Genomic DNA, 24,187 nt, shown 5'->3' with positions numbered 1-24,187 from the left:
TGCATAGCGCCGGGTTGTGGGCACAATTGGCTTTGGCGTCTGACGGAGCGCAATGGATGGGGAGGCAGGAACGACGGTGGCAGAACGGAGCACGGCTGCCGTCGACGTGGCAGACAACAGTGGCGACGAGCCGCTGACCGCCAAGGCGGAGCAGGCCACGGCCGACGGGGTGGCCCAGACCCGGGAGCGGGACACGGCAGCAGACGAAGAGGCGGCGGAGACCGACAAGCCCATGAGCCGCGGGGCCTCCTCACCCCCAGAACTGCACAGTGGCCACAAGCTCGCCAGACGCTATCGACTCGAAGAGTGCGTCACCCGTCTGGACGGTTTCAGTAGCTGGCGTGCGGTCGACGAGAAGCTGCGCCGTGCCGTCGGCGTGCATCTCCTGCCCGCCGACCATCCGCGGGCCCGCTCGGTCCTCGCTGCGGCCCGTTCCTCGGCGCTGCTGGGCGACCCGCGCTTCGTGCAGGTCCTGGACGCCGTCGAGGAGAACGACCTCGTCTACGTCGTCCACGAGTGGCTTCCGGACGCCACGGAGCTCACCGCGCTCCTCGCCGCGAGCCCGCTCGAGGCCCACGACGCCTACCAACTGGTCAGCCAGGTCTCCCAGGCCATGGCAGCGGCCCACCGTGAGGGCCTCGCGCACCTGCGCCTGACGCCGGGCGCCGTGCTGCGTACGTCCACGGGCCAGTACCGCATCCGCGGCCTCGCCGTGAACGCCGCACTGCGCGGCATCAGCTCCGAGACCCCGCAGCGCACGGACACGGAGGCGATCGGCGCTCTCCTGTACGCCTCGCTGACCCAGCGCTGGCCGTACGAGGACGATGCGTACGGCCTCTCAGGGCTCCCCAAGGACATCGGCCTCATCGCACCCGACCAGGTGCGTGCGGGCGTCCACCGCGGCCTGTCGGAGCTCGCCATGCGCGCGCTCGTCAACGACGGCGCGACCGCTTCCCGCCAGGACCCTCCGTGCACGACGCCGGAGGAGCTGGTGAAGGCGATCGGTGAGATGCCCCGCATCCGCCCGCCGGAGCCGGTGTTCACCGCACCGCCCGAGTACCAGCGCACGACGTACCAGCAGGGCACGTACGGCCGCCCTGCGGCCCATCCCGGAGCCACCCAGCCCGTGCCGACCCCGCTGCCTCCGCTGCAGAGCCGCACCGGCAGGGTCCTCAAGTGGGGTGTCTCCGCACTGCTCATCGCCGCGCTGGGGCTCGGCAGCTGGCAGCTGGCGGATGCCCTGATGGACCGGGAGAACTCCGGGGACTCCGGTACGTCGCACACGAACGACGGTGGCGACAAGGGACAGCCGAAGCCCGCGAAGCCGATCCAGATCGAGAACGGCCAGGAGTTCGTCGTCGACGGCTATGCCCAGGACTCGTCGAAGGTCGGCAACACCTACGACAAGAACCCTTCCTCGCTCTGGCGCACGAAGACGTTCAAGGCCGGGCCGGCGCTCGCCCCGTTCAAGCCGGGTGTCGGTATCGTCTACGACCTCGGCTCGGCGCAGGACGTCTCCGAGGCGTCGATCGCCGTTCGGTACAGCGGCGAGCGGACCACAATCTCGCTGTATGCCACGGACTCACTGACGCCTTCGGCGGGCATCGAGTCCATGAAGAAGATCGGCACCGGCACCACGTCGGGCACCACCGTGAAGATCAAGGCCAAGAAGCCCGTGAAGTCGCAGTACGTGCTTCTCTGGATGACCGAAGTGCCTAACTCGCCTGTCGACGGGTACTACGGAGCTGGTTTCAAGCAAGCGATCACGGACGTGAAGCTCAAGGGCTGAGGAATCGGCCCGCCACGGCTCACTGGGGGAGGGGGTTCGACGGTGGACAGCACCGCGCACGGTGACATGAGCGATCAGGACCTCCTCGCCGCCCATGTCGCCGGTGACACGGACGCCTTCGGCGAGCTGGTGCGGCGCCATCGCGACCGGCTCTGGGCCGTGGCGCTGCGCACCCTCGGGGACCGCGAGGAGGCGGCCGACGCGGTGCAGGACGCCCTCGTCTCCGCCTATCGCGCGGCACACACCTTCCGCGGGCAGTCCGCCGTGACGACGTGGCTGCACCGGATCACCGTGAACGCCTGCCTCGACCGGGCGCGCAAGGCGGCCTCCCGCAAGACCTCCCCCATCGACGACACGGAGCGCCTCGAGCAGCTCCTGGAGCCGGAGGAGTCGGCCGCCGCTCCCGTCGAGCGGGGCGACCTCCACCGGGAGCTGGTGGAGGCTCTGGGCACCCTCCCGCACGATCAGCGCGCCGCTCTCGTCCTCGTCGACATGCAGGGCTATCCGGTGGCCGAGGCCGCCCGCGTCCTGGACGTACCCACCGGCACGGTGAAGAGCCGCTGCGCCCGCGGCAGAGCCAGACTGCTGCCGCTCCTCACCCATCTACGTACGGAGCCGCCTCCGGGCGACGGGGACCGCGGCGACGCGGGAAGCAGGAAACCCCGCTCAGGAAGGAACCGGACGCAGGGGACATCCGTCCCACCGGCAGCAAGGCCACGGGATACAGGACCAAGTGATTCAGCTGCCGTGAAGGGCGGAGGTGGGCGAGCGTGACAGACACGACCGACTCGGCCGGGCACCCGGACGTCGCTGAAATCTCGGATCTGACCGAGGGCCTGCTCTCCCCGTCGCGCACGGGTGACGTGCGACGGCACCTGGACGGCTGTGAGCTCTGCGCCGACGTCTACGCCTCCCTTGAGGAGATCCGCGGCATGCTCGGCACACTGCCCGGCCCCCCGCGCATGCCGGACGACGTCGCCGGACGCATCGACGCGGCGCTGGCGGCCGAAGCGCTGCTGAATTCCACCACGCTCGAAGGCCTTCATGCGGAGGACGAGGCATCCGAGCCCGTGTCCGTCGCCTCGTCTTCACCCGCTTCTTCGTCCGTCTCGGCTTCTCCCCCTTCCTCCTCCTCGCCCGCGGCGGCGCGTGTTTCACGTGAAACAACGTCCGCCCCTGCCTCCTCCGGGGCTGCCGACCGGCCTGCGGGCCATGCCCGTGCGGCCACCGGCCCGGGCCGCGGAAGCCGTCTGCGGGGCACGCGCCGACGCACCGCGGTGCTCGGCGCCGTCTTCACCGCAGCCGCGATCGGTCTCGGCTCCCTGTTGATCCAGACCATGGGCGGCGATTCCGGAGGGACGACGGAAACGGCCTCGGGGCGGAGCCCCGCGAGCTCGTTCTCTGGAGAGAAGATCGAGGGCCGCGTCGCCGATCTCCTCGAGAAGAACGCCCCCAACAAGACCGGCGGGAAGACGGACGCCTCGACGCCGTCCTTCGACACCCGCTCCAGCCCGGAGTCCCCCAAGAAGAACTCTCCGAAGACCGCGATCCAGGTAGAGGTACCGGACTGCATTCAGCGCGGTATCGGTGACAGGACTCCGCTCGCGGCCGAAGAGGGTTCGTACGAGGGCAAGCGCGCCTACCTCGTCGTGGTGCCCCACGACTCCGACACCACCAAGGTGTCCGCGTACGTCGTCGACGCCGCCTGTGTGGGCAAGTCCTCACCGCCCGCAGGCAAGGTCCTCATGACGCACGCCTACCCGCAGAGCTGACGCCTCGGTCTCTGCCCGAGACTCTTTCCGGGGCTCTTTCCTCGGGCTTTTTCCCGTGCCGGTCCACGGACACTCAACGCTGCGGCCAGCGGTCTTGTGGCGCATGGCACTCCTCACCCCGAAACGCTTCCGTGTGCTCGGACACTGAGGGGAATGCATGCCCCGTAGGATCCGTTGGGTGGGGTGAGAGCCATGAGACAGGCACCCACCAGCAGTACGCAGCAGTCCCCAGAGACGAGGAATCAAGCCGTGACCGACGTCCGTAACGTGATCATCATCGGCTCCGGGCCCGCCGGCTACACGGCGGCGCTCTACACCGCGCGCGCGTCGCTGAAGCCGCTGGTGTTCGAGGGCGCCGTCACCGCTGGCGGTGCGCTGATGAACACCACCGAGGTGGAGAACTTCCCGGGCTTCCAGGACGGTGTCATGGGCCCCGACCTCATGGACAACATGCGCGCCCAGGCCGAGCGCTTCGGCGCCGAGCTCGTGCCGGACGACATCGTCACCGTCGACCTCAGCGGTGAGATCAAGACCGTGACGGACACCGCGGGCACCGTGCACCGCGCCAAGGCCGTCATCGTCACGACCGGCTCCCAGCACCGCAAGCTCGGCCTGCCGAACGAGGACGCCCTCTCCGGACGCGGTGTCTCCTGGTGCGCCACCTGCGACGGCTTCTTCTTCAAGGACCAGGACATCGCCGTGATCGGCGGCGGCGACACCGCGATGGAGGAGGCCACCTTCCTCTCGCGCTTCGCCAAGTCCGTGACCATCGTGCACCGTCGCGACAGCCTGCGCGCCTCCAAGGCGATGCAGGAGCGCGCCTTCGCCGACCCGAAGATCAAGTTCATCTGGGACAGCGAGATCGCCGAGATCAAGGGCGAGCAGAAGCTCTCCGGTCTGGCGCTGCGCAACCTCAAGACGGGCGAGACGTCCGAGCTGCCGGTGACGGGTCTGTTCATCGCGATCGGCCACGACCCGCGCACGGAGCTCTTCAAGGGGCAGCTGGAGCTCGACGACGAGGGCTACCTGAAGGTCGACGCGCCCTCGACCCGGACGAACCTGACTGGTGTCTTCGGCGCCGGCGACGTCGTCGACCACACGTACCGCCAGGCGATCACGGCGGCCGGTACCGGCTGCTCCGCCGCTCTCGACGCCGAGCGCTTCCTCGCTGCCCTCACGGACAGCGAGACGGCGGCCGTCACCGTCTGACACCTCTTCCCCACCGCACCACCGAGTTAAAGGAGCCCTCCCGTGGCCGACCTTCAGAACGTGACCGACGACTCCTTCGAGGAGGTCGTCCTCAAGAGCGACAAGCCCGTACTGGTGGACTTCTGGGCTGCCTGGTGCGGCCCGTGCCGCCAGATCGCTCCCTCCCTCGAGGCGATCGCGAAGGAGCACGGCGACAAGATCCAGGTCGTCAAGCTCAACATCGACGAGAACCCCGGCACCGCCGCGAAGTACGGCGTCATGTCGATCCCGACCCTGAACGTCTACCAGGGTGGCGAGGTCGCCAAGACCATCGTCGGCGCCAAGCCGAAGGCTGCCATCGAGAAGGACCTGGCGGACTTCATCGCCGAGTAATCAGTGGCGATGTTTCACGTGAAACACGAATGGACCAGTCCCCGCGGGGGCTGGTCCATTCGCCGTTCAGGAGTCTGCTTCTCGACTCACAACGGCCGGAGCGCCGGTTCCTTCTGCACCGCTCCCAGCAGGCGGTCGAGCGCCAGCTCAACATCTTCCTTCCAGGAGAGCGTCGTACGCAGTTCCAGCCTCAGCCGCGGATAGGCAGGGTGCGGGCGGACCGTCTTGAAGCCCACCGCAAGGAGATGCTCCGCGGGCAGCACACACGCGGGCTTCGCCCACTTCGCGTCTCCGAAGGCCTCGATCGCCTTGAAGTTTCTGCGCAGCAGATCCTTCGCGACCGTCTGGACGATCACCCGGCCGAGCCCCTGCCCCTGGTAGCCCGGCATGATCCAGGCCGTCATCAGCTGGACCGCATCCGGTGACACGGGGCTCGTGGGAAAGGCCGTGGAGCGCGGAACATACGCCGGAGGGGCGTAGAGCACGAAGCCCACCGGAACGTCGTCCACGTAGACGACACGGCCGCAGGACCCCCACTCCAGCAGGACGGCGGAGATCCACGCCTCCTTCTCCAGCTCAGGAGTTCCGGCCTTTACCGCGGCCTGGCCGCTGACCGGGTCCAGCTCCCAGAAGACACATGCCCGGCAAGGCGTGGGGAGGTCCGGGAGATTGTCCAGTGTGAGCGGTACGAGCCGACGCCCCATGAAGGCGGTTCCTCACTTCCGTCGGCCGCCGCGCTGCGGGCGGCTGTCAGCGCGCTGCGTTCCCTGAGCAGGCTGCCGACGAAGCCGCCGACCGCTCCCAGCCCGAGGCCCGCGGTCATCAGTCCGGTGCGGCTCATCGTTCGCATGGCCCCCGCCTCCCCAATGAGGTGCCGTCAGGTGGATGCGCCATACCTGAACGCATCGTATCCACGATGAGATTGCATCGATACCGTAGGAAAGCAAAGAGCGGGCCGTGTTCCGGTACAGACCGGACACGACCCGCTCTCGCGGTGCTGACCTGTGCGAATCAGGCCTTGCCGTCCTCGGAGGCGTCGTCCGAGGTGTCTTCGGCCAGCCCGTTCTTCAGGACCGGTCCCTCTCCCGGAGCCAGCGTGCTGAGGATGCGCTCCAGGTCTTCCAGAGAGGCGAAGTCAACGACGATCTTCCCCTTCTTCTGGCCCAGATCCACCCTGACCCGCGTCTCGAACCGGTCCGAGAGCCGGGTCGCCAGCGTGCTCAGAGCGGGCGAGAGCCGGGCGCCGGCACGCGGCCCCTTGGCCTTCGGGGCACTCTGGGGCCGCGAACCCATGAGGGTCACGATCTCTTCGACAGCACGCACCGAGAGGCCCTCGGCCACGATCCGGTGCGCAAGCCGGTCCTGCTCCTCCGAGTCATCGACGGAGAGCAGCGCCCGGGCGTGACCGGCGGAGAGAACTCCGGCGGCGACCCTGCGCTGCACTGCAGGCGAGAGCTTCAGCAGTCGCAGCGTGTTGGAGACCTGCGGGCGGGACCGGCCGATGCGGTCCGCCAGCTGGTCGTGCGTGCAGTTGAAGTCCTTGAGCAACTGGTCGTAGGCCGCGGCCTCTTCCAGGGGATTCAGCTGAGCACGATGCAGGTTCTCGAGAAGCGCGTCCAGGAGGAGCTTCTCGTCGTCCGTGGCCCGCACGATGGCGGGAATACGCTCAAGCCCCGCCTCGCGGCAGGCCCGCCAACGCCGCTCGCCCATGATGAGCTCGTAGCGTGCGGGACCCAGCTGCCGCACGACGACCGGCTGGAGAAGGCCGACCTCCTTGATGGAGGTCACCAGCTCGGCGAGGGCGTCCTCGTCGAACACCACACGTGGCTGCTGCGGGTTCGGCGTGATGACGTCGAGCGGCAGCTCGGCGAAGTACGCGCCGGCCACGGTCTGGCTCTCCGGAGCCTCCACGGCCTGCTGGGGCGGCTCCACCGTTTCATGTGAAACAGGGCTCTGCGGGAGCGCCGTCACCTTCGCGGCGGCCACGCCTCGCTCGGCGGTCAGCACCGGCACTGCTGAGGGAGAGGTCGAGCCTCCTCCCACGCTCTGCGAGGGCTGCTTCTCCGTCGGGGCTGCAGGGATCAAGGCACCGAGGCCTCGACCCAGTCCTCTGCGTCGCTCGCTCACTGCATCCCCTCCGTCATGCTGTGCTGGTCGTTCTGAGCGCCCATGTGGGCGTGCTGGACGTCGTAGTGCACTCCGACCCCTCGCAGCGCGATCTCACGTGCCGCTTCGAAGTAGGAGAGGGCGCCGCTCGATCCCGGGTCGTAGGTGAGGACCGTCTGTCCGTAGCTCGGGGCTTCGGAGATGCGGACCGACCGCGGAATGCTCGTGCGCAGGACCTCGTCGCCGAAGTGGTTGCGCACCTCGTCCGCGACCTGCGAGGCGAGCCTGGTCCTGCCGTCGTACATGGTGAGAAGGATCGTCGACACATGCAGGTTCGGGTTGAGGTGGCCCCGCACCAGATCGACGTTGCGCAGGAGCTGTCCGAGTCCTTCCAGTGCGTAGTACTCGCACTGGATGGGGATCAGCACCTCCGCACCGGCCACCAACGCATTGACCGTCAGGAGGCCCAGCGACGGCGGACAGTCGATGAGGATGTAGTCCAGCGGCTGCTCGTACGCCTGGATCGCTCGCTGCAGTCGGCTCTCCCGTGCCACGAGTGACACGAGCTCGATCTCCGCACCGGCGAGATCGATGGTGGCCGGGGCGCAGAAGAGACCTTCGACGTCGACGACCGGCTGGACCACGTCGGAGAGCGGCTTACTCTCGACCAGCACGTCGTAGATGGACGGGACTTCGGCGTGGTGGTCGATACCGAGAGCGGTGGAGGCGTTGCCCTGTGGGTCGAGGTCGATCACCAGGACGCGGGCGCCGTGCAGCGCGAGTGAAGCGGCGAGATTGACGGTCGTCGTCGTCTTGCCCACTCCACCCTTCTGGTTGGCGACCACCATGACGCGGGTCTGCTCGGGGCGAGGCAGACCCTCGCCTGCGCGGCCGAGCGCTTCCACCGCCAGTTGGGCAGCACGACCGATGGGTGTGTCGTCCATCGGGGTCGGTGTTTCACGTGAAACATCCTCCCCCGCCGACTCGGTACGGGGACCGGGGACCGGATCGGTCATCGGTCCCGCGATGTTGGCGTCGGACCGCAAGGATTCACTCTCCTCGACATCAGGCTCGCAATGAACAGAGCCTCCCATGCTTTGAGGGTCGTGAACCAGCGAGGCCCGGGCTTCTGTGGACGAATCCACCTCTGTGGACAACTCCGTGCCCTTATCGAGGGAACCGAGTGGTCGGCGGTCGCGGGGTTCCGCAGCGCGGCCGCGACTGATGATGCCATGCAGCAGTGAGCGACGTTTCACGTGAAACACGATGCACGGCAGCCGGGGTGCCGCTGGTGCGACACCCCGGTATGGGTACGTTTGACTGCTTTTGTGGAGTACGGCTCGTCGTCAGGACGGATGAGTGAGGGCGGATCAGCGTCGGCGGATCGCGCGGCTCAGCGGCGGCGACGTGCGCGAGCGGCCTTGGCCCGCTTCGCCGCGAAGCGCACACCGCCAGGGCTCTCCCCGACCTCGACACGCACGACCGTGGACAGCGGGTCCACCACACCCTCACCGACGTGCAGCACGGACGTGTCCACCGCACCGAGCTTGCTCAGGGAGGCGCCTGCCGCCTTCACCTCTTCCTCGGCGGTGTCTCCCTTGAGGAGCAGCATCTCTCCGTACGGGCGGAGCAGCGGGACGCCCCAGGCCGCCAGGCGGTCCAGTGGTGCGACGGCGCGAGCAGTCACCACATGAACGGGCGGCAGCTTGCCGAGGACTTCCTCGGCACGACCCCGCACGACCGTCACATGGTCGAGGCCGAGCAGCTCCACGACCTCGGTGAGGAAGTTCGTGCGCCGCAGCAGCGGCTCCAGGAGCGTGATCTTCAGGTCCGGGCGGACCAGCGCCAGCGGGATACCCGGCAGCCCGGCACCGGAGCCGACATCGCACACCGTGACGTTCTCGGGCACGACCTCGGACAGCACGGCGCAGTTCAGCAGATGCCGCTCCCACAGCCGCGGCACTTCGCGAGGGCCGATCAGGCCTCGCTGGACTCCCGCGTCGGCCAGCAGTTCCGCGTACCGGACCGCGTCCGAGAAGCGATCACCGAATACCGTTCGGGCCTCTTCCGGCGCCGGGGGGAGCTCCGCTGCCTCCGTCACGGGGACCGTCCTTCCGTACCGCACTGGGGTGGCTGTCTATCAGGCTGACAAAGATCGGCCCCGCCTGCGAACAGACGGGGCCGGTTGACGCTGTGCCGATCAGGCAGGGAGCACGACGACGAAGCGCTGCGGCTCCTCGCCCTCGGACTCGCTGCGCAGACCGGCGGCCTTGACCGCGTCGTGCACGACCTTGCGCTCGAACGGCGTCATCGGCTTGAGCTTGGCCGGTTCACCGGAGCTCTTCACCTCGGCCGCGGCCTTGGCGCCCAGCTCCGAGAGCTCCTCGCGCTTCTTGGCGCGGTAGCCCGCGATGTCCAGCATCAAGCGGCTGCGGTCACCGGTCTCGCGGTGCACGGCCAGGCGCGTGAGCTCCTGGAGCGCCTCCAGGACCTCGCCGTCGCGGCCGACCAGCTTCTGCAGATCGCTGCCGCCGCTGTCGCTGATGATCGAGACAGCGGCACGGTCGGCCTCGACGTCCATGTCGATGTCGCCGTCGAGGTCGGCGATGTCGAGCAGACCCTCGAGGTAGTCCGCTGCGATCTCCCCCTCCTGCTCGAGGCGGGTCAGGGTGTCGCCGGCCTCAGCTGCGGCGGAGGTGGTGGTGCCTTCCGTCACTGGATGGGCTCCTTCTACTTCTTGGAGGACGGGTGCTTGGGCCGCTGCTGGCCCTTGCGCTGTCCCGACTTCGCTCGGCTGCGCTGACCGGAGCTGGGCTGGTTGCCCTGCTTGTTGCCGCCGGCCTGCTTGGTCTTGGGGGAGTCGTCCTCGGGCTCGGCCGCGGTCTTCTCCAGCGAGGGCTTCGCGTCGGAGGGCCCGTCCGCCGTGGTGTCGTCGGCGTCGCCCTGGGCGGCACCAGTCGCTCCCTGCGCGGTGCCGGACTGACGCTTGGCCTTGCTCTGGCGCTTGGGCTGCTGGCGCTTGGGGCCGCCTGCCGGGGTGCCGTCCTCGGTCTCGGTGAGGACGGTGGTGTCGCTCTCGGTCACGGTGCCGTCGGTCTGGGCCGCGAGGCCCGCCTTGGTCAGGCCGTTGATGAACTTCCGCTCGAACTCGTTGCGGTCCCGGCCCTTGGCGACGATCGCCTTGATGACGTTCGTGTTGCCGCGCCCGCTCACCTTCTTGTGGTGCGTGATCTGCTTCTGCAGGCGCTCCAGGAACGCGGCCTGGGCCTTGGAGCCCGGAGTCGGGTTCCTGCGGATCACGAACATCTGCTGGCCCATGGTCCACACGTTGGTGGTCAGCCAGTAGACGAGGACACCGACGGGGAAGTTGATACCGAAGACGGCGAACATGACCGGGAAGACGTACATCAGCATCTTCTGCTGCTGCATGAAGGGCGTCTTGACCGTGGTATCCACGTTCTTCGTCATCAGCTGGCGCTGCGTGAAGAACTGCGAGGCCGACATCAGGACGATCATGACCGCGGTGACGACCCGGACGTCCGTCAGGGTGGCGCCGAGGGAAGCGACCTTGTCGGCACCGTCGGTGAACTTCGCGGCCAGCGGGGCACCGACGATGTGCGCCTTACGCGCGCTCTCCAGGAGCTGATCGTCGATGACACCGATCGTCTTGCCCGTCGCGATGCCGTTCAGCACGTGGTACAGAGCAAAGAAGAACGGCGACTGCGCCAGGATGGGAAGGCACGAGGAGAGCGGGTTGGTACCCGACTCCTTGTACAGCTTCATCATCTCTTCGGACTGGCGCTGCTTGTCGCTCTTGTAGCGCTCCTGGATCTTCTTCATCTCGGGCTGCAGCGTCTGCATCGCCCGAGTCGCCTTGATCTGCTTCACGAAGAGCGGGATCAGACAGATCCGGATGAGGATCACCAGGGACACGATGGACAGGCCCCAGGCCCAGCCCGTGTCGGGACCGAAGATCTTCCCGTACACCGAGTGGAACTGGACGATGACCCACGAAACTGGTGTCGTGATAAAGCTGAAGAGACTGGCAATCGTGTCCACTAATCAGGCTCCTTGAGCATGGGACGGGGTCTCGGTCTCGGCGGCCGTGCCCGGGGGAAGATCCCCGGTCGGCTCGCCTGCGGCGGAGGGCCCGCCCTTGCGTTCGCGCCAGGAAGCGCGCAGCATCTCGTGCCACCGCGGACGCTTGCGCGGCGGAACATGGTCGACACCACCGAGCGACCACGGATTGCACCGCAGGATGCGCCAGGCCGTGAGCGCCGTTCCCTTGATCGCACCGTGCCGGTCGATGGCCAGGTAGCCGTATCGGGAACACGACGGGTAGTACTTGCACACTGGGCCCAGGAGTGGACTGATCGTCCACTGGTAGAGCTTGATCAGAGCCAGCAGCGGGTACTTCATCGCGCGCCCCCTCCCAGCAACCGCTGCAAGGCGGCGTCCAGGTCTCGGGCCAGCTGTGCATGGTCGGCGTCGCCCGCTCCGGGCAGCGCTCGTACTACTACCAGGCTACCGGGGGGCACCAGGGCCAGCCGGTCGCGCATGAGGTGACGGAGTCTGCGCTTCACGGCGTTGCGTATGACTGCTCCACCCACGGCCTTGCTGACGACGAAACCCGCACGTGTCGGGGGAGAGCTCTCCCCAGGCACGTGCGGGTCCGTTGCACCGCTACGTAGATGGACGACGAGAAGCGGGCGCCCGGCCCGGCGTCCTCGGCGTACCGCGGTCGCGAAGTCTTCGCGCCGCCTCAGCCGATGCTCGGTAGGCAGCACGACGTCATGACCTGACTGAGATCAGGCGGACAGGCTGGCGCGACCCTTGCCACGACGGTTCGCGAGAATCGCGCGGCCGGCACGGGTGCGCATCCGCAGGCGGAAGCCATGGGTCTTGGCGCGACGACGGTTGTTCGGCTGGAAGGTGCGCTTGCTCACTCGGGGGCTCCAGAAATGATTCGTTGGTGGCGGGACATCGCCTGGCTGTCACCGTGCGCCCACGAGAAGCTCGCGAATACGCACCGAGTGCACCGCTTCACAATCACAGATCGTGATCTTTGCCCATCGGAGGCAGGCGGCAGCAGCCATCGACAACTCGACCTGGTCACGGTACGCGGGGCTACGCCATCCGGTCAAACCGGCCGTCATGGAGAGACACTGTGCACAGCCTGTGGACAACAACTTGAACCGCACCCGTCGCCCTGACTACCGTGACTGGACTCCGATTCGTTCCCTTCCTTCACCCCATACCGAATTCCGTCCCATGAACCACACGTTCGTGGGACCCCGTGAGAGAGCGTGCCCTGTGGCTGACGTACCTGCCGATCTTGCCGCAGTGTGGCCACGAGTTCTGGAACATCTGCTGGGTGAGGGCCGCGGGCAGGGTGTCGAGGCGAAGGACGAGCGGTGGCTCCGGAGCTGCCAGCCCCTGGCGCTCGTCGCGGACACCGCGCTGCTGGCCGTTCCGAACGAGTTCGCCAAGGGCGTACTGGAAGGCCGTCTCGCGCCGGTGGTCAGCGAGTCCCTGAGCCGCGAGTGCGGCCGCCCGATCCGCATCGCCATCACGGTCGACGACTCCGTGGGCGAACCCGCGGGCCCGCCTGCGCCTCCGATGCAGCAGCAGCCCGCTCCGCAGCAGCCGCCCCACCAGCACCGCTACGACGAGCCCGAGCTGCCGCCCGGCTCCGGTCAGGGGCGCGACGCGTACGACAGCTATGGGCGCCGCTCCTCGGACGACCACCAGGACGGCTCCCGGCCCGGCCAGATGCCGACCGCACGCCCCGCCTACCCGGACTACCAGCGCCCGGCCCCCGGCGCCTGGCCGCAGCCCCAGGACGACTACGGCTGGCAGCAGCAGCGGCTCGGCTTCCCCGACCGCGACCCGTACGCGAACCCGGTCCAGCAGCCGCAGCACGACTACCGCTCGCAGCCGCCGCAGGAGCGCTCGCCGTACGAGCAGCAGCGCTCCGAGCCGCAGGACCGGCGCGAGCGTCATGACATGTCCGATCAGCACGGTGGTCCCAGGGGCGTCGGACACGGCGGCCACGGAGTGCACAGGGGCGGACCGGTGGGCCCCACCTCGTCGAGCGGCGCTCCCGGCCCGCTGGCCGCGCAGCCGGCGCCCGCTACGGGCCCGGGTGAGCCCACCGCGCGCCTCAACCCGAAGTACCTCTTCGACACCTTCGTCATCGGCGCGTCGAACCGTTTCGCCCACGCGGCCGCGGTCGCTGTCGCCGAGGCGCCCGCGAAGGCGTACAACCCGCTCTTCATCTACGGAGAGTCGGGTCTCGGCAAGACGCACCTGCTGCACGCGATCGGGCACTACGCCCGAAGCCTCTACCCCGGCACGCGCGTGCGGTACGTGAGCTCGGAGGAATTCACCAACGAGTTCATCAACTCCATCCGCGACGGCAAGGGCGACAGCTTCCGCAAGCGGTACCGCGAGATGGACATCCTGCTCGTCGACGACATCCAGTTCCTCGCGGACAAGGAGTCGACGCAGGAGGAGTTCTTCCACACCTTCAACACGCTCCACAACGCGAACAAGCAGATCGTGCTCTCCAGTGACCGGCCGCCCAAGCAGCTGGTCACGCTGGAGGACCGGCTGCGCAACCGCTTCGAGTGGGGACTGATCACCGACGTCCAGCCGCCCGAGCTGGAGACGCGTATCGCCATCCTTCGTAAGAAGGCGGTGCAGGAGCAGCTCAACGCTCCCCCGGAGGTGCTCGAGTTCATCGCGTCGCGCATCTCGCGGAACATCCGTGAGCTGGAGGGCGCGCTGATCCGGGTCACCGCCTTCGCCTCGCTCAATCGACAGCCTGTGGACCTGGGACTCACCGAGATCGTCCTCAAGGACCTGATCCCGGGCGGTGAGGACGCGTCTCCGGAGATCACCGCGCCGGCCATCATGGCGGCCACCGCCGACTACTTCGGCCTCACGGTGGACGATCTGTGCGGATCCTCGCGCAGCCGGGTGCTGGTGACGGCCCGGCAGATCGCCATGTACCTGTGCAGGGAGCTGACCGACCTCTCCCTGCCGAAGATCGGCGCGCAGTTCGGCGGCCGCGACCACACGACCGTCATGCATGCGGACCGCAAGATCCGCGCGCTGATGGCGGAGCGTCGCTCCATCTACAACCAGGTAACCGAGCTCACCAACCGCATCAAGAACGGCTGACAGCCTCCGCAGAACGTCGTTGAAGGCGCCCCAGGACTCCTCCTGGGGCGCTTTTTTCGTGTCGGCACGCGTGCGTGCGGTTCGCCGCTGTTCGATTTCCCCTGCTCAGGCGCCTGTTCTCCACAGATTGGGCGACTTTTTCCCTTCCACACCCTGGGGACTGGGAAGTTGTCCAGACACTGTCCACAGGGGAGGCTGCTGAGAGATCATCAGGCCAGGTCAGGTGACTGTGGATTCGTGGACGAAGACTGTCCACAGGCTGTGGAGAAAAATCTCGTCCACAGGCTGTGCATGAAGTTGTCCACCGGCGGCCCACAGGCTGCGGCTCGTTGTCCCCAGCTTTCTCCAGCTTCTCCACACGGCTGTCCACTGTTCGGCAACGCAACGCGCCCTCTCACTGGGTCGAGTGAAAGGCGTCACACCAAGGTGGTCGGTTGGCCTGTGGGGAAGCTGGGTAAAGCTGGGGACAGCGCTGGGGAGAAGTCGCCCCTGCCTGTGCATCGGGTGTGCAGAACTTTCGCCCGTCCACAGAAACACCCGGTTGTCCACCGGCTCCACCCACAGGGTCAGTGGATAAAAAACCGGGCCTGACCTGCGCTTTCGCGGTTATCCACGGTTTCCACAGCCCCTACTACTACTCCCAACTAGAGAGACCAGGGAAATGGTTTCGAAGTTGGGGCTGTGCACAACTCTCGCTCCGGAGCTCCGACACCGCTCGGCACGACTTGACCCCGACAGGCACCGACTGTCAGTGCGGTGCGTCAGACTGGTCCCCGGTGTCCTTCCCACGGCATGGCTGAGAGACACCGAGTCAGACGACGAGGGCCACAGGCCCAGCGGGCGAAAGCAGCCAGCAACAGCAGGAGGCGGCTTAGGTGAAGATCCGGGTTGAACGCGACGTACTCGCGGAGGCGGTGGCCTGGGCTGCGCGCAGCCTCCCGGCCCGGCCCCCGGCGCCTGTCCTCGCGGGCCTGCTGCTGAAGGCCGAGGAAGGCGCACTGAGCCTGTCGAGCTTCGACTACGAGGTCTCGGCACGCGTCTCGGTGGACGCGGAGATCGACGAAGAAGGCACGGTCCTCGTATCGGGCCGACTGCTCGCGGACATCTGCCGCGCCCTCCCCAACCGCCCGGTGGAGATCTCCACAGACGGTGTACGGGCGACGGTGGTCTGCGGCTCCTCGCGATTCACACTCCACACGCTTCCTGTGGAGGAGTACCCGGCGCTGCCGCAGATGCCGACCGCCACGGGCACCGTTCCCGGTGAGGTCTTCGCCTCCGCCGCCGCCCAGGTGGCCATCGCCGCGGGCCGCGACGACACGCTGCCCGTGCTCACCGGTGTGCGCATCGAGATCGAGGGCGACACGGTCACGCTGGCCTCCACCGACCGCTACCGCTTCGCGGTCCGCGAGTTCCTGTGGAAGCCGGAGAACCCCGAGGCGTCCGCGGTGGCCCTGGTGCCCGCCAAGACGCTCCTGGACACCGCCAAGGCGCTCACGAGCGGCGACACGGTCACCCTGGCGCTCTCCGGCTCCGGTGCGGGCGAGGGCCTGATCGGTTTCGAGGGTGCCGGTCGACGTACGACGACGCGTCTGCTCGAGGGCGACCTGCCGAAGTACAAGACGCTCTTCCCCACGGAGTTCAACTCGATCGCGGTCATCGAGACCGCCCCGTTCGTCGAGGCCGTGAAGCGCGTGGCCCTGGTGGCCGAGCGGAACACTCCGGTCCGGCTCAGCTTCGAGCAGGGCGTGCTGATCCTGGAGGCGGGCTCCAGCGACGACGCACAGGCTGTGGAGAGGGTCGACGCCCAGCTCGACGGCGACGACGTCTCGATCGCCTTCAACCCGACGTTCCTGCTCGACGGCCTCAGCGCGATCGATTCGCCGGTCGCCCAGTTGTCGTTCACGACGTCGACGAAGCCCGCTCTGCTGAGCGGCAGGCCGGCCCTGGACGCCGAGGCGGACGAGGCCTACAAGTACCTGATCATGCCCGTACGTCTGAGCGGCTGAGCCCACAGGTGTGTGCGTGCGTCCGGGCGTAGGCTCGGACGCAGGTACGAAAGTGCCGTAACGCCACCTCGCTAGTGAAGGAACCTCTGATGGAGCTCGGTCTCGTCGGCCTCGGCAAGATGGGCGGCAACATGCGCGAGCGCATCCGCCGCGCAGGTCACACCGTCATCGGATACGACCGCAACCCGGACCTCGCGGACGTCCCCAGCCTCGAAGCGCTCGTGGGCAAGCTCAAGGGCCCGCGCGTGGTGTGGGTGATGGTCCCGGCGGGGGCCGCGACCCAGGCCACCATCGACGAGCTGGGCGAGCTGCTGCAGCCCGGCGACATCGTCGTGGACGGCGGCAACTCCCGCTGGACGGACGACGAGAAGCACGCCGAGGAGCTGAAGGCCAAGGGCATCGGCTTCGTCGACTGCGGCGTCTCCGGCGGCGTCTGGGGCCTGCAGAACGGCTATGCGCTGATGTACGGCGGCGACAAGGACGACGTCGCCAAGGTGCAGCCCATCTTCGACGCGCTGAAGCCCGAGGGCGACTTCGGCTCGGTCCACGCGGGCAAGGTCGGCGCCGGCCACTTCGCGAAGATGGTCCACAACGGCATCGAGTACGCGATGATGCAGGCCTACGCCGAGGGCTGGGAGCTCCTGGAGAAGGTCGACTCGGTCACGGACGTCCGTGAGGTCTTCCGCTCCTGGCAGGAGGGCACGGTCATCCGTTCCTGGCTGCTCGACCTCGCGGTCAACGCCCTGGACGACGACGAGCACCTGGAGAAGCTGCGCGGCTTCGCGCAGGACTCCGGAGAGGGCCGGTGGACGGTCGAGGCCGCCATCGACAACGCCGTGCCGCTGCCCGCGATCACGGCCTCGCTCTTCGCGCGGTTCGCCTCGCGCCAGGACGACTCCCCGCAGATGAAGATGATCGCCGCGCTGCGCAACCAGTTCGGTGGCCACGCCGTGGAGTCCAAGAGCGCGAACTGATCCACAGCCTGTGTGCAACCCCAGCCGTTGTGCACAGGCCTCGCAGCAAGAGAAGTAGGCCGGGGGAGGTCGGCGCACACCATGCACGTCACGCATCTGTCGCTGGCCGACTTCCGCTCGTACGCCCGGGTCGAGGTGCCTCTCGACCCGGGCGTCACCGCGTTCGTGGGCCCGAACGGACAGGGCAAGACCAACCTCGTCGAAGCCGTCGGCTACCTCGCCACGCTCGGCAGCCACCGGGTCTCGTCGGACGCCCCACTGGTGCGCATGGGCGCCGAGCGCGCCGTCATCAGGGCCCAGGTGCGCCAGGGCGAGCGCCAGCAGCTGGTCGAGCTCGAGCTCAATCCCGGCAAGGCCAACCGCGCCCGCATCAACAGGTCCTCCCAGGTCAGGCCCCGTGACGTACTGGGGATCGTCCGTACGGTCCTGTTCGCGCCCGAGGACCTCGCGCTGATCAAGGGCGACCCCGGTGAGCGGCGCCGCTTCCTCGACGAGCTGATCACGGCGCGCTCCCCGCGCATGGCCGGCGTCCGCTCCGACTACGACCGGGTCCTGAAGCAGCGCAACACCCTCCTGAAGTCGGCCGCCCTCGCCCGGCGCCACGGCGGTCGCTCCATGGACCTGTCCACGCTCGACGTCTGGGACCAGCACCTCGCGCGCGTGGGGGCCGAGCTGCTCGCCCAGCGGCTCGACCTGATCTCGGCGCTGCAGCCGCTGGCCGACAAGGCGTACGAACAGCTGGCACCCGGCGGCGGACCGATCACGCTGGAGTACAAGCCGTCGGCGCCCGGCGACGGGCACACGCGCGAGGACCTCTACGAACAGCTGACCACCGCCCTCGAAGAGGCCCGCAAGCAGGAGATCGAGCGGGGCGTCACCCTGGTCGGCCCGCACCGTGACGACCTGGTGCTCAAGCTGGGCCAGCTCCCCGCGAAGGGTTACGCGAGCCACGGCGAGTCCTGGTCGTACGCCCTGGCGCTGCGCCTCGCCTCGTACGACCTGCTCAGGGCCGAGGGCAACGAGCCGGTGCTCGTCCTCGACGACGTCTTCGCGGAGCTGGACGCCCGCCGCAGGGAGCGGCTCGCGGAGCTGGTGGCCCCCGGCGAGCAGGTGCTCGTCACCGCCGCGGTGGACGACGACGTGCCGGGCGTGCTCACCGGCACGCGGTACAAGGTGGCGGACGGCGCGGTGGACCGCGTATGAGCCCCGGAGAGCCTGCCGAGGGCGCCTCCGCGGACGGATCCGCGGGCACCCCGAACACGCCCGCTCCCAAGACCCCCGAGCCCTCCGGCGTCGACCTCGCCAGGGTCGCCCTGCGGGCCGCGAAGGAACAGGCACGCGCGCGTGGCGATGCCGCCCAGCAGAAGAAGCAGGCCCGGCGCGGAGGTCTGCGGTCCGGCGCGCGCGCCGACGGACGCGACCCGCTGACGCTCGGCTCCGCGATCAACCGCCTGATCACCGAGCGCGGCTGGGAGACGCCCGCCGCGGTGGGCGGTGTGATGGGGCGCTGGCCGCAGATCGTCGGCGACGATCTGGCCAACCACTGCGTCCCCCAGCGGTACGACGAGGACGAGCGCGTCCTGACCGTGCAGTGCGACTCCACGGCCTGGGCCACCCAGCTGCGCCTCATGGCCCCACAGCTGGTCGCACGCCTCAACGAGGACCTGGGCCACGGCACCGTACGTCTCCTCAAAGTCCTCGGCCCCGGTGGTCCCGCGCGCCGCTTCGGACCCTTGCGCGCACCGGGCAGCACGGGCCCCGGGGACACCTACGGCTGAGGCGGTCCGCGGCGGTAGCTCGTGGTTGACACCTCGAAGCGCTGAGTGCCGCTGTGAGCCTCTTAGAGCCCCGGGCCGCATATGGGGAGTCGGTCGAGGCCGGTTCAGGACGGCACATGCGGACTCAGGTACCGGCAAACCCCCATCACTGTCGGCGCTACCGGTAGACTGGAAGCTAATCCCGCCCCACTTGTGGGACGCACCGAGCAACGCTGACTATCGCTGAACGACGCAGCCGCTCCGGCCACCGCCGGGTGCTTGGCTTGTGCTGTGCCAGAAAGGGCGCTTCGTGGCCGATTCCGGCAACCCCAACGAGAACCTTCCGTCCAACGAGGCCCTGGCAGGAACCGCCGAGGCCTCAGCCACGGCGTACGACGCCAGCGCAATCACCGTCCTCGAGGGTCTGGACGCGGTCCGCAAGCGACCTGGCATGTACATCGGCTCGACCGGTGAGCGTGGCCTGCACCACTTGGTGCAGGAGGTCGTCGACAACTCCGTCGACGAGGCCCTGGCCGGGTACGCGGACACGATCGACGTCACGGTCCTCGCCGACGGCGGCGTGCGCGTGATCGACAACGGCCGAGGCATCCCGGTCGGCATGCACCCCGTGGAGAAGAAGCCGGCCGTCGAGGTCGTGCTCACCGTGCTGCACGCGGGCGGCAAGTTCGGCGGCGGCGGCTACGCGGTCTCCGGTGGTCTGCACGGCGTCGGTGTCTCCGTGGTGAACGCGCTCTCCACCAAGCTCTCGGTCGAGATCAGGACCGACGGCTACCGCTGGACGCAGGACTACAAGAGCGGCGCCCCGACCGCGCCCCTGGAGCGGCACGAAGCCACCCAGGAGACCGGCACCTCGGTGACCTTCTGGGCCGACGCCGAAATCTTCGAGACCACGGTCTACTCCTTCGAGACGCTGGCACGGCGCTTCCAGGAGATGGCGTTCCTCAACAAGGGTTTGACGATCAAACTCACTGATGAGCGCGAGTCGGCGAAGGCGACGGCGGGTGCGGACTCGGCCGAGGCGACCGACGACGCGGCCCCCGAGGCCCGCACGGTGACGTACCACTACGAAGGCGGCATCGTCGACTTCGTGAAGTACCTCAACTCCCGCAAGGGCGAGGTCATTCACCCGACCGTCATCGACGTCGAGGCCGAGGACAAGGAGCGCATGCTCTCGGCCGAGATCGCGATGCAGTGGAACTCGCAGTACACCGAGGGTGTGTACTCCTTCGCGAACACCATCCACACGCACGAGGGCGGTACGCACGAAGAGGGCTTCAGGGCCGCGCTGACGGGCCTGGTCAACCGCTACGCGCGCGACAAGAAGCTGCTCCGCGAGAAGGACGACAACCTCACGGGTGAGGACATCCGCGAGGGTCTGACCGCGATCATCTCGGTGAAGCTGGGCGAGCCCCAGTTCGAGGGCCAGACCAAGACCAAGCTGGGCAACACGGAGGCGAAGACCTTCGTCCAGAAGGTCGTGCACGAGCACCTCACGGACTGGTTCGACCGGAACCCCAACGAGGCCGCGGACATCATCCGCAAGGGCATCCAGGCCGCCACGGCCCGTGTCGCCGCCCGCAAGGCGCGCGACCTGACCCGCCGCAAGGGCCTCCTGGAGACGGCGTCCCTGCCGGGCAAGCTCTCCGACTGCCAGTCGAGCGACCCGACGAAGTGCGAGATCTTCATCGTCGAGGGTGACTCCGCCGGTGGTTCGGCGAAGTCCGGCCGTGACCCGATGTACCAGGCGATCCTGCCCATCCGAGGCAAGATCCTGAACGTCGAGAAGGCGCGCGTCGACAAGATCCTGCACAACCAGGAAGTCCAGGCGCTGATCTCGGCCTTCGGCACGGGTGTGCACGAGGACTTCGACATCGAGAAGCTCCGCTATCACAAGATCATCCTGATGGCGGACGCCGACGTCGACGGTCAGCACATCAACACGCTGCTCCTGACGTTCCTGTTCCGCTTCATGCGGCCGCTGGTCGAGGCCGGGCACGTCTACCTGTCGCGCCCGCCGCTGTACAAGATCAAGTGGACGCGGGACGACTTCCAGTACGCGTACTCGGACCGCGAGCGCGACGCCCTGGTGGAGCTCGGCCGTCAGGCCGGAAAGCGCATCAAGGACGACTCGGTCCAGCGCTTCAAGGGTCTCGGCGAGATGAACGCCGAGGAGCTGCGCGTCACGACGATGGACCAGGAACACCGCGTGCTCGGCCAGGTCACCCTGGACGACGCGGCGCAGGCCGATGACCTCTTCTCGGTGCTGATGGGAGAGGACGTCGAGGCACGGCGCTCGTTCATTCAGCGCAATGCCAAGGACGTTCGCTTCCTCGACATCTGAGTCGGCCCGTACAAGCCGCACCTCGAAAGGACTTTGACCAGCAATGGCCGACGAGAACACCCCTGTGACGCCCGAAGAGGAACCCGTCGCTCCCGGCGTGGGCATGCGTGTCGAGCCCGTCGGGCTCGAGACGGAGATGCAGCGCTCCTACCTCGACTACGCGATGTCCGTCATCGTGTCCCGCGCGCTGCCCGACGTACGCGACGGCCTGAAGCCCGTGCACCGCCGCGTCCTGTATGCGATGTACGACGGCGGCTACCGCCCCGAGAAGGGCTTCTACAAGTGCGCCCGCGTCGTCGGCGACGTCATGGGCACGTACCACCCGCACGGTGACTCCTCCATCTACGACGCCCTGGTGCGACTCGCCCAGCCGTGGTCGATGCGGATGCCGCTGGTGGACTCCAACGGCAACTTCGGCTCCCCGGGCAACGACCCGGCCGCCGCCATGCGGTACACCGAGTGCAAGATGGCGCCGCTGGCCATGGAGATGGTCCGTGACATCGACGAGGACACCGTCGACTTCACGGACAACTACGACGGCCGCAACCAGGAGCCGACGGTCCTGCCGGCGCGCTTCCCGAACCTGCTGATCAACGGCTCGGCGGGCATCGCGGTCGGCATGGCCACCAACATCCCGCCGCACAACCTCCGCGAGGTCGCGGCGGGCGCGCAGTGGGCTCTCGAGCACCCCGAGGCCTCGCACGAGGAGCTCCTCGACGCCCTTATCGAGCGTATTAAGGGCCCCGATTTCCCGACCGGTGCCCTAGTAGTGGGCCGAAAGGGCATCGAGGAGGCGTACCGCACGGGCCGTGGCTCCATCACGATGCGCGCGGTCGTGGCGGTCGAGGAGATCCAGAACCGCCAGTGCCTGGTCGTCACCGAGCTCCCGTACCAGACCAACCCGGACAACCTCGCGCAGAAGATCGCCGACCTGGTCAAGGACGGCAGGGTCGGCGGCATCGCCGACGTCCGCGACGAGTCGTCCTCGCGCACCGGTCAGCGCCTCGTCATCGTCCTGAAGCGTGACGCGGTCGCCAAGGTCGTGCTGAACAACCTCTACAAGCACACCGATCTGCAGTCGAACTTCAGCGCCAACATGCTGGCCCTGGTCGACGGCGTGCCGCGCACCCTCTCGCTGGACGCGTTCATCCGGCACTGGGTGACGCACCAGGTCGAGGTCATCGTCCGGCGGACGAAGTTCCGGCTGCGCAAGGCCGAGGAGCGGGCGCACATCCTGCGTGGCCTCCTCAAGGCCCTGGACGCCATCGACGAGGTCATCGCACTCATCCGCGGCAGCCAGACCGTCGACATCGCGCGCGAGGGCCTGATGGGCCTCCTCTCGATCGACGAGATCCAGGCCAACGCCATCCTCGAGATGCAGCTGCGCCGCCTCGCGGCCCTGGAGCGCCAGAAGATCGTCGCGGAGCACGACGAACTCCAGACGAAGATCAACGAGTACAACGCGATCCTGGCCTCGCCCGAGAAGCAGCGCCAGATCATCAGCGACGAGCTCGCGGCGATCGTCGACAAGTTCGGCGAGGACCGCCGCTCCGCCCTGGTGCCCTTCGACGGCGACATGTCCATGGAGGACCTGATCGCCGAAGAGGACATCGTCGTCACCATCACGCGCGGTGGCTACATCAAGCGCACCAAGACCGAGGACTACCGCTCGCAGAAGCGCGGCGGCAAGGGCGTGCGTGGCACGAAGCTGAAGCAGGACGACATCGTCGACCACTTCTTCGTGTCGACGACGCACCACTGGCTGCTGTTCTTCACGAACAAGGGCCGCGTCTACCGCGCGAAGGCATACGAGCTGCCCGACGCCGGTCGCGAGGCCCGCGGCCAGCACGTCGCGAACCTGCTCGCCTTCCAGCCGGACGAGCAGATCGCCGAGATCCTCGCGATCCGTGACTACGAAGCGGTGCCCTACCTGGTGCTCGCCACCAAGGGCGGCCTCGTCAAGAAGACGCCCCTGAAGGACTACGACTCGCCCCGCTCGGGCGGTGTCATCGCCATCAACCTCCGTGAGACGGAGGCCGGTTCGGACGACGAGCTGATCGGCGCCGAGCTGGTCTCCTCCGAGGACGACCTGCTGCTCATCAGCAAGAAGGCCCAGTCGATCAGGTTCACCGCAACGGACGACGCGCTGCGCCCGATGGGCCGCGCCACTTCGGGCGTCAAGGGAATGAGTTTCCGCGACGGCGACGAACTGCTCTCGATGAATGTCGTTCGTCCAGGTACGTTCGTGTTCACCGCTACCGACGGTGGGTACGCAAAGCGAACCAACGTCGACGAGTACCGCGTTCAGGGTCGCGGTGGCCTGGGCATCAAGGCCGCCAAGATCGTGGAGGACCGCGGCGAGCTCGTCGGCGCCCTGGTGGTCGAGGAGACCGACGAGATCCTCGCCATCACGCTGTCCGGCGGTGTGATTCGTACGCGAGTCAACGAGGTCAGGGAGACGGGCCGTGACACCATGGGCGTCCAACTGATCAACCTGGGCAAGCGCGATGCCGTGGTCGGTATCGCACGTAACGCCGAGGCCGGGCGCGAGGCCGAGGAAGTCGACGGAGACATCATCGTCGACGAATCGGACGACGCGGAGCCGACCACCGGTACGGACGAGGGCGCAGACTCCTCGGCCGAGTAGCGCGAGGA

At 68.0% G+C, this 24,187-nt stretch carries 21 protein-coding genes; 12 read left to right on the top strand and 9 right to left on the bottom strand.

Going from position 1 to position 24,187, the window contains the following annotated elements:
* Positions 1-76 precede the first annotated feature (76 nt).
* The 5 genes from ABZV77_RS25445 to trxA all read left to right on the top strand — a co-directional run bounded on the left by ABZV77_RS25445 (position 77) and on the right by trxA (position 5,142).
* Entirely contained in the window at positions 77-1,789 is a 1,713-nt protein-coding gene (locus ABZV77_RS25445) for a protein kinase family protein (protein WP_356261069.1), read from the top strand.
* 42 nt (positions 1,790-1,831) lie between these two features.
* Positions 1,832-2,563, top strand: a complete 732-nt coding sequence (gene sigM, locus ABZV77_RS25440) for an RNA polymerase sigma factor SigM (protein ID WP_356261066.1) — start codon at positions 1,832-1,834, stop codon at positions 2,561-2,563.
* Positions 2,560-3,561: a hypothetical protein gene (locus ABZV77_RS25435; RefSeq protein ID WP_356261064.1), complete on the top strand. Its 1,002-nt coding sequence runs from the start codon at positions 2,560-2,562 to the stop codon at positions 3,559-3,561. Before sigM ends, ABZV77_RS25435 begins: the two co-directional genes overlap by 4 nt.
* A gap of 249 nt (positions 3,562-3,810) precedes the next feature.
* Complete coding sequence (trxB, locus tag ABZV77_RS25430; RefSeq protein ID WP_356261061.1) at positions 3,811-4,770, top strand: thioredoxin-disulfide reductase; 960 nt, start codon at positions 3,811-3,813, stop codon at positions 4,768-4,770.
* Between the two features lie 42 nt (positions 4,771-4,812).
* Complete coding sequence (gene trxA / locus ABZV77_RS25425) at positions 4,813-5,142, top strand: thioredoxin (protein WP_150217426.1); 330 nt, start codon at positions 4,813-4,815, stop codon at positions 5,140-5,142.
* An 86-nt stretch (positions 5,143-5,228) separates the two neighbouring features.
* On the opposite strand, the gene ABZV77_RS25420 is transcribed toward trxA, so the two are convergent.
* The 9 genes from ABZV77_RS25420 to rpmH all read right to left on the bottom strand — a co-directional run bounded on the left by ABZV77_RS25420 (position 5,229) and on the right by rpmH (position 12,194).
* Positions 5,229-5,846: a GNAT family N-acetyltransferase gene (locus tag ABZV77_RS25420; protein ID WP_356261057.1), complete on the bottom strand. Its 618-nt coding sequence runs from the start codon at positions 5,844-5,846 to the stop codon at positions 5,229-5,231.
* A gap of 307 nt (positions 5,847-6,153) precedes the next feature.
* Positions 6,154-7,269 carry a ParB/RepB/Spo0J family partition protein gene (locus ABZV77_RS25415; RefSeq protein WP_356261054.1) on the bottom strand — a complete coding sequence of 372 codons (1,116 nt, stop codon included), beginning with the start codon at positions 7,267-7,269 and terminating at the stop codon, positions 6,154-6,156.
* The gene (locus ABZV77_RS25410) at positions 7,266-8,342 is read right to left on the bottom strand and encodes a ParA family protein (RefSeq protein WP_356261051.1); all 1,077 of its coding nucleotides are present in this window, start codon (positions 8,340-8,342) and stop codon (positions 7,266-7,268) included. Before ABZV77_RS25410 ends, ABZV77_RS25415 begins: the two co-directional genes overlap by 4 nt.
* 299 nt (positions 8,343-8,641) lie before the next feature.
* The gene (rsmG, locus tag ABZV77_RS25405) at positions 8,642-9,349 is read right to left on the bottom strand and encodes a 16S rRNA (guanine(527)-N(7))-methyltransferase RsmG (protein WP_356261048.1); all 708 of its coding nucleotides are present in this window, start codon (positions 9,347-9,349) and stop codon (positions 8,642-8,644) included.
* 99 nt (positions 9,350-9,448) lie between these two features.
* Positions 9,449-9,964, bottom strand: a complete 516-nt coding sequence (locus ABZV77_RS25400) for a R3H domain-containing nucleic acid-binding protein (RefSeq protein WP_356261046.1) — start codon at positions 9,962-9,964, stop codon at positions 9,449-9,451.
* Between the two features lie 14 nt (positions 9,965-9,978).
* On the bottom strand, positions 9,979-11,307 hold the full coding sequence (gene yidC / locus ABZV77_RS25395) for a membrane protein insertase YidC (RefSeq protein WP_356261043.1): 1,329 nt from the start codon (positions 11,305-11,307) through the stop codon (positions 9,979-9,981).
* Between the two features lie 3 nt (positions 11,308-11,310).
* A complete protein-coding gene (gene yidD / locus ABZV77_RS25390; protein ID WP_356261040.1) occupies positions 11,311-11,667 on the bottom strand; it encodes a membrane protein insertion efficiency factor YidD in 357 nt (118 codons plus the stop codon).
* Complete coding sequence (gene rnpA, locus ABZV77_RS25385) at positions 11,664-12,035, bottom strand: ribonuclease P protein component (protein WP_356261037.1); 372 nt, start codon at positions 12,033-12,035, stop codon at positions 11,664-11,666. Before rnpA ends, yidD begins: the two co-directional genes overlap by 4 nt.
* A 21-nt stretch (positions 12,036-12,056) precedes the next feature.
* Positions 12,057-12,194, bottom strand: coding sequence for a 50S ribosomal protein L34 (rpmH, locus tag ABZV77_RS25380; RefSeq protein ID WP_006381191.1), 138 nt, complete (start codon positions 12,192-12,194; stop codon positions 12,057-12,059).
* Positions 12,195-12,561: 367 nt separating this feature from the next.
* Here rpmH and dnaA point away from each other — a divergent pair, with 367 nt between their 5' ends.
* The 7 genes from dnaA to gyrA all read left to right on the top strand — a co-directional run bounded on the left by dnaA (position 12,562) and on the right by gyrA (position 24,179).
* Positions 12,562-14,433, top strand: coding sequence for a chromosomal replication initiator protein DnaA (gene dnaA / locus ABZV77_RS25375; RefSeq protein ID WP_356261034.1), 1,872 nt, complete (start codon positions 12,562-12,564; stop codon positions 14,431-14,433).
* A gap of 875 nt (positions 14,434-15,308) precedes the next feature.
* A complete protein-coding gene (gene dnaN, locus ABZV77_RS25370) occupies positions 15,309-16,439 on the top strand; it encodes a DNA polymerase III subunit beta (RefSeq protein ID WP_356261031.1) in 1,131 nt (376 codons plus the stop codon).
* A gap of 89 nt (positions 16,440-16,528) precedes the next feature.
* Entirely contained in the window at positions 16,529-17,413 is an 885-nt protein-coding gene (gnd, locus tag ABZV77_RS25365) for a phosphogluconate dehydrogenase (NAD(+)-dependent, decarboxylating) (protein ID WP_356261028.1), read from the top strand.
* Between the two features lie 81 nt (positions 17,414-17,494).
* The gene (gene recF, locus ABZV77_RS25360; RefSeq protein WP_356261026.1) at positions 17,495-18,616 is read left to right on the top strand and encodes a DNA replication/repair protein RecF; all 1,122 of its coding nucleotides are present in this window, start codon (positions 17,495-17,497) and stop codon (positions 18,614-18,616) included.
* On the top strand, positions 18,613-19,191 hold the full coding sequence (locus ABZV77_RS25355; RefSeq protein WP_356261023.1) for a DciA family protein: 579 nt from the start codon (positions 18,613-18,615) through the stop codon (positions 19,189-19,191). Before recF ends, ABZV77_RS25355 begins: the two co-directional genes overlap by 4 nt.
* 265 nt (positions 19,192-19,456) lie before the next feature.
* Entirely contained in the window at positions 19,457-21,532 is a 2,076-nt protein-coding gene (gene gyrB / locus ABZV77_RS25350) for a DNA topoisomerase (ATP-hydrolyzing) subunit B (protein WP_356261020.1), read from the top strand.
* Positions 21,533-21,575: 43 nt separating this feature from the next.
* Positions 21,576-24,179, top strand: coding sequence for a DNA gyrase subunit A (gene gyrA, locus ABZV77_RS25345; RefSeq protein WP_356261017.1), 2,604 nt, complete (start codon positions 21,576-21,578; stop codon positions 24,177-24,179).
* Positions 24,180-24,187 lie beyond the last annotated feature (8 nt).

Source organism: Streptomyces sp. NPDC004732 (assembly GCF_040609235.1).
GTDB lineage: Bacteria > Actinomycetota > Actinomycetes > Streptomycetales > Streptomycetaceae > Streptomyces.
The sequence above is the reverse complement of the archived record's forward strand: the minus strand, read 5'-3'. Positions and strand labels throughout refer to the sequence as shown.

Coding starts and splice junctions, on each gene's coding strand:
- ABZV77_RS25420 (WP_356261057.1), bottom strand. CDS start 5,846: ATGGGGCGTCGGCTCGTACCGCTCACACTGGACAATCTCCCGGACCTC.
- ABZV77_RS25410 (WP_356261051.1), bottom strand. CDS start 8,342: ATGGGAGGCTCTGTTCATTGCGAGCCTGATGTCGAGGAGAGTGAATCC.
- recF (WP_356261026.1), top strand. CDS start 17,495: ATGCACGTCACGCATCTGTCGCTGGCCGACTTCCGCTCGTACGCCCGG.
- gyrA (WP_356261017.1), top strand. CDS start 21,576: ATGGCCGACGAGAACACCCCTGTGACGCCCGAAGAGGAACCCGTCGCT.
- ABZV77_RS25355 (WP_356261023.1), top strand. CDS start 18,613: ATGAGCCCCGGAGAGCCTGCCGAGGGCGCCTCCGCGGACGGATCCGCG.
- yidD (WP_356261040.1), bottom strand. CDS start 11,667: ATGAAGTACCCGCTGCTGGCTCTGATCAAGCTCTACCAGTGGACGATC.
- gnd (WP_356261028.1), top strand. CDS start 16,529: ATGGAGCTCGGTCTCGTCGGCCTCGGCAAGATGGGCGGCAACATGCGC.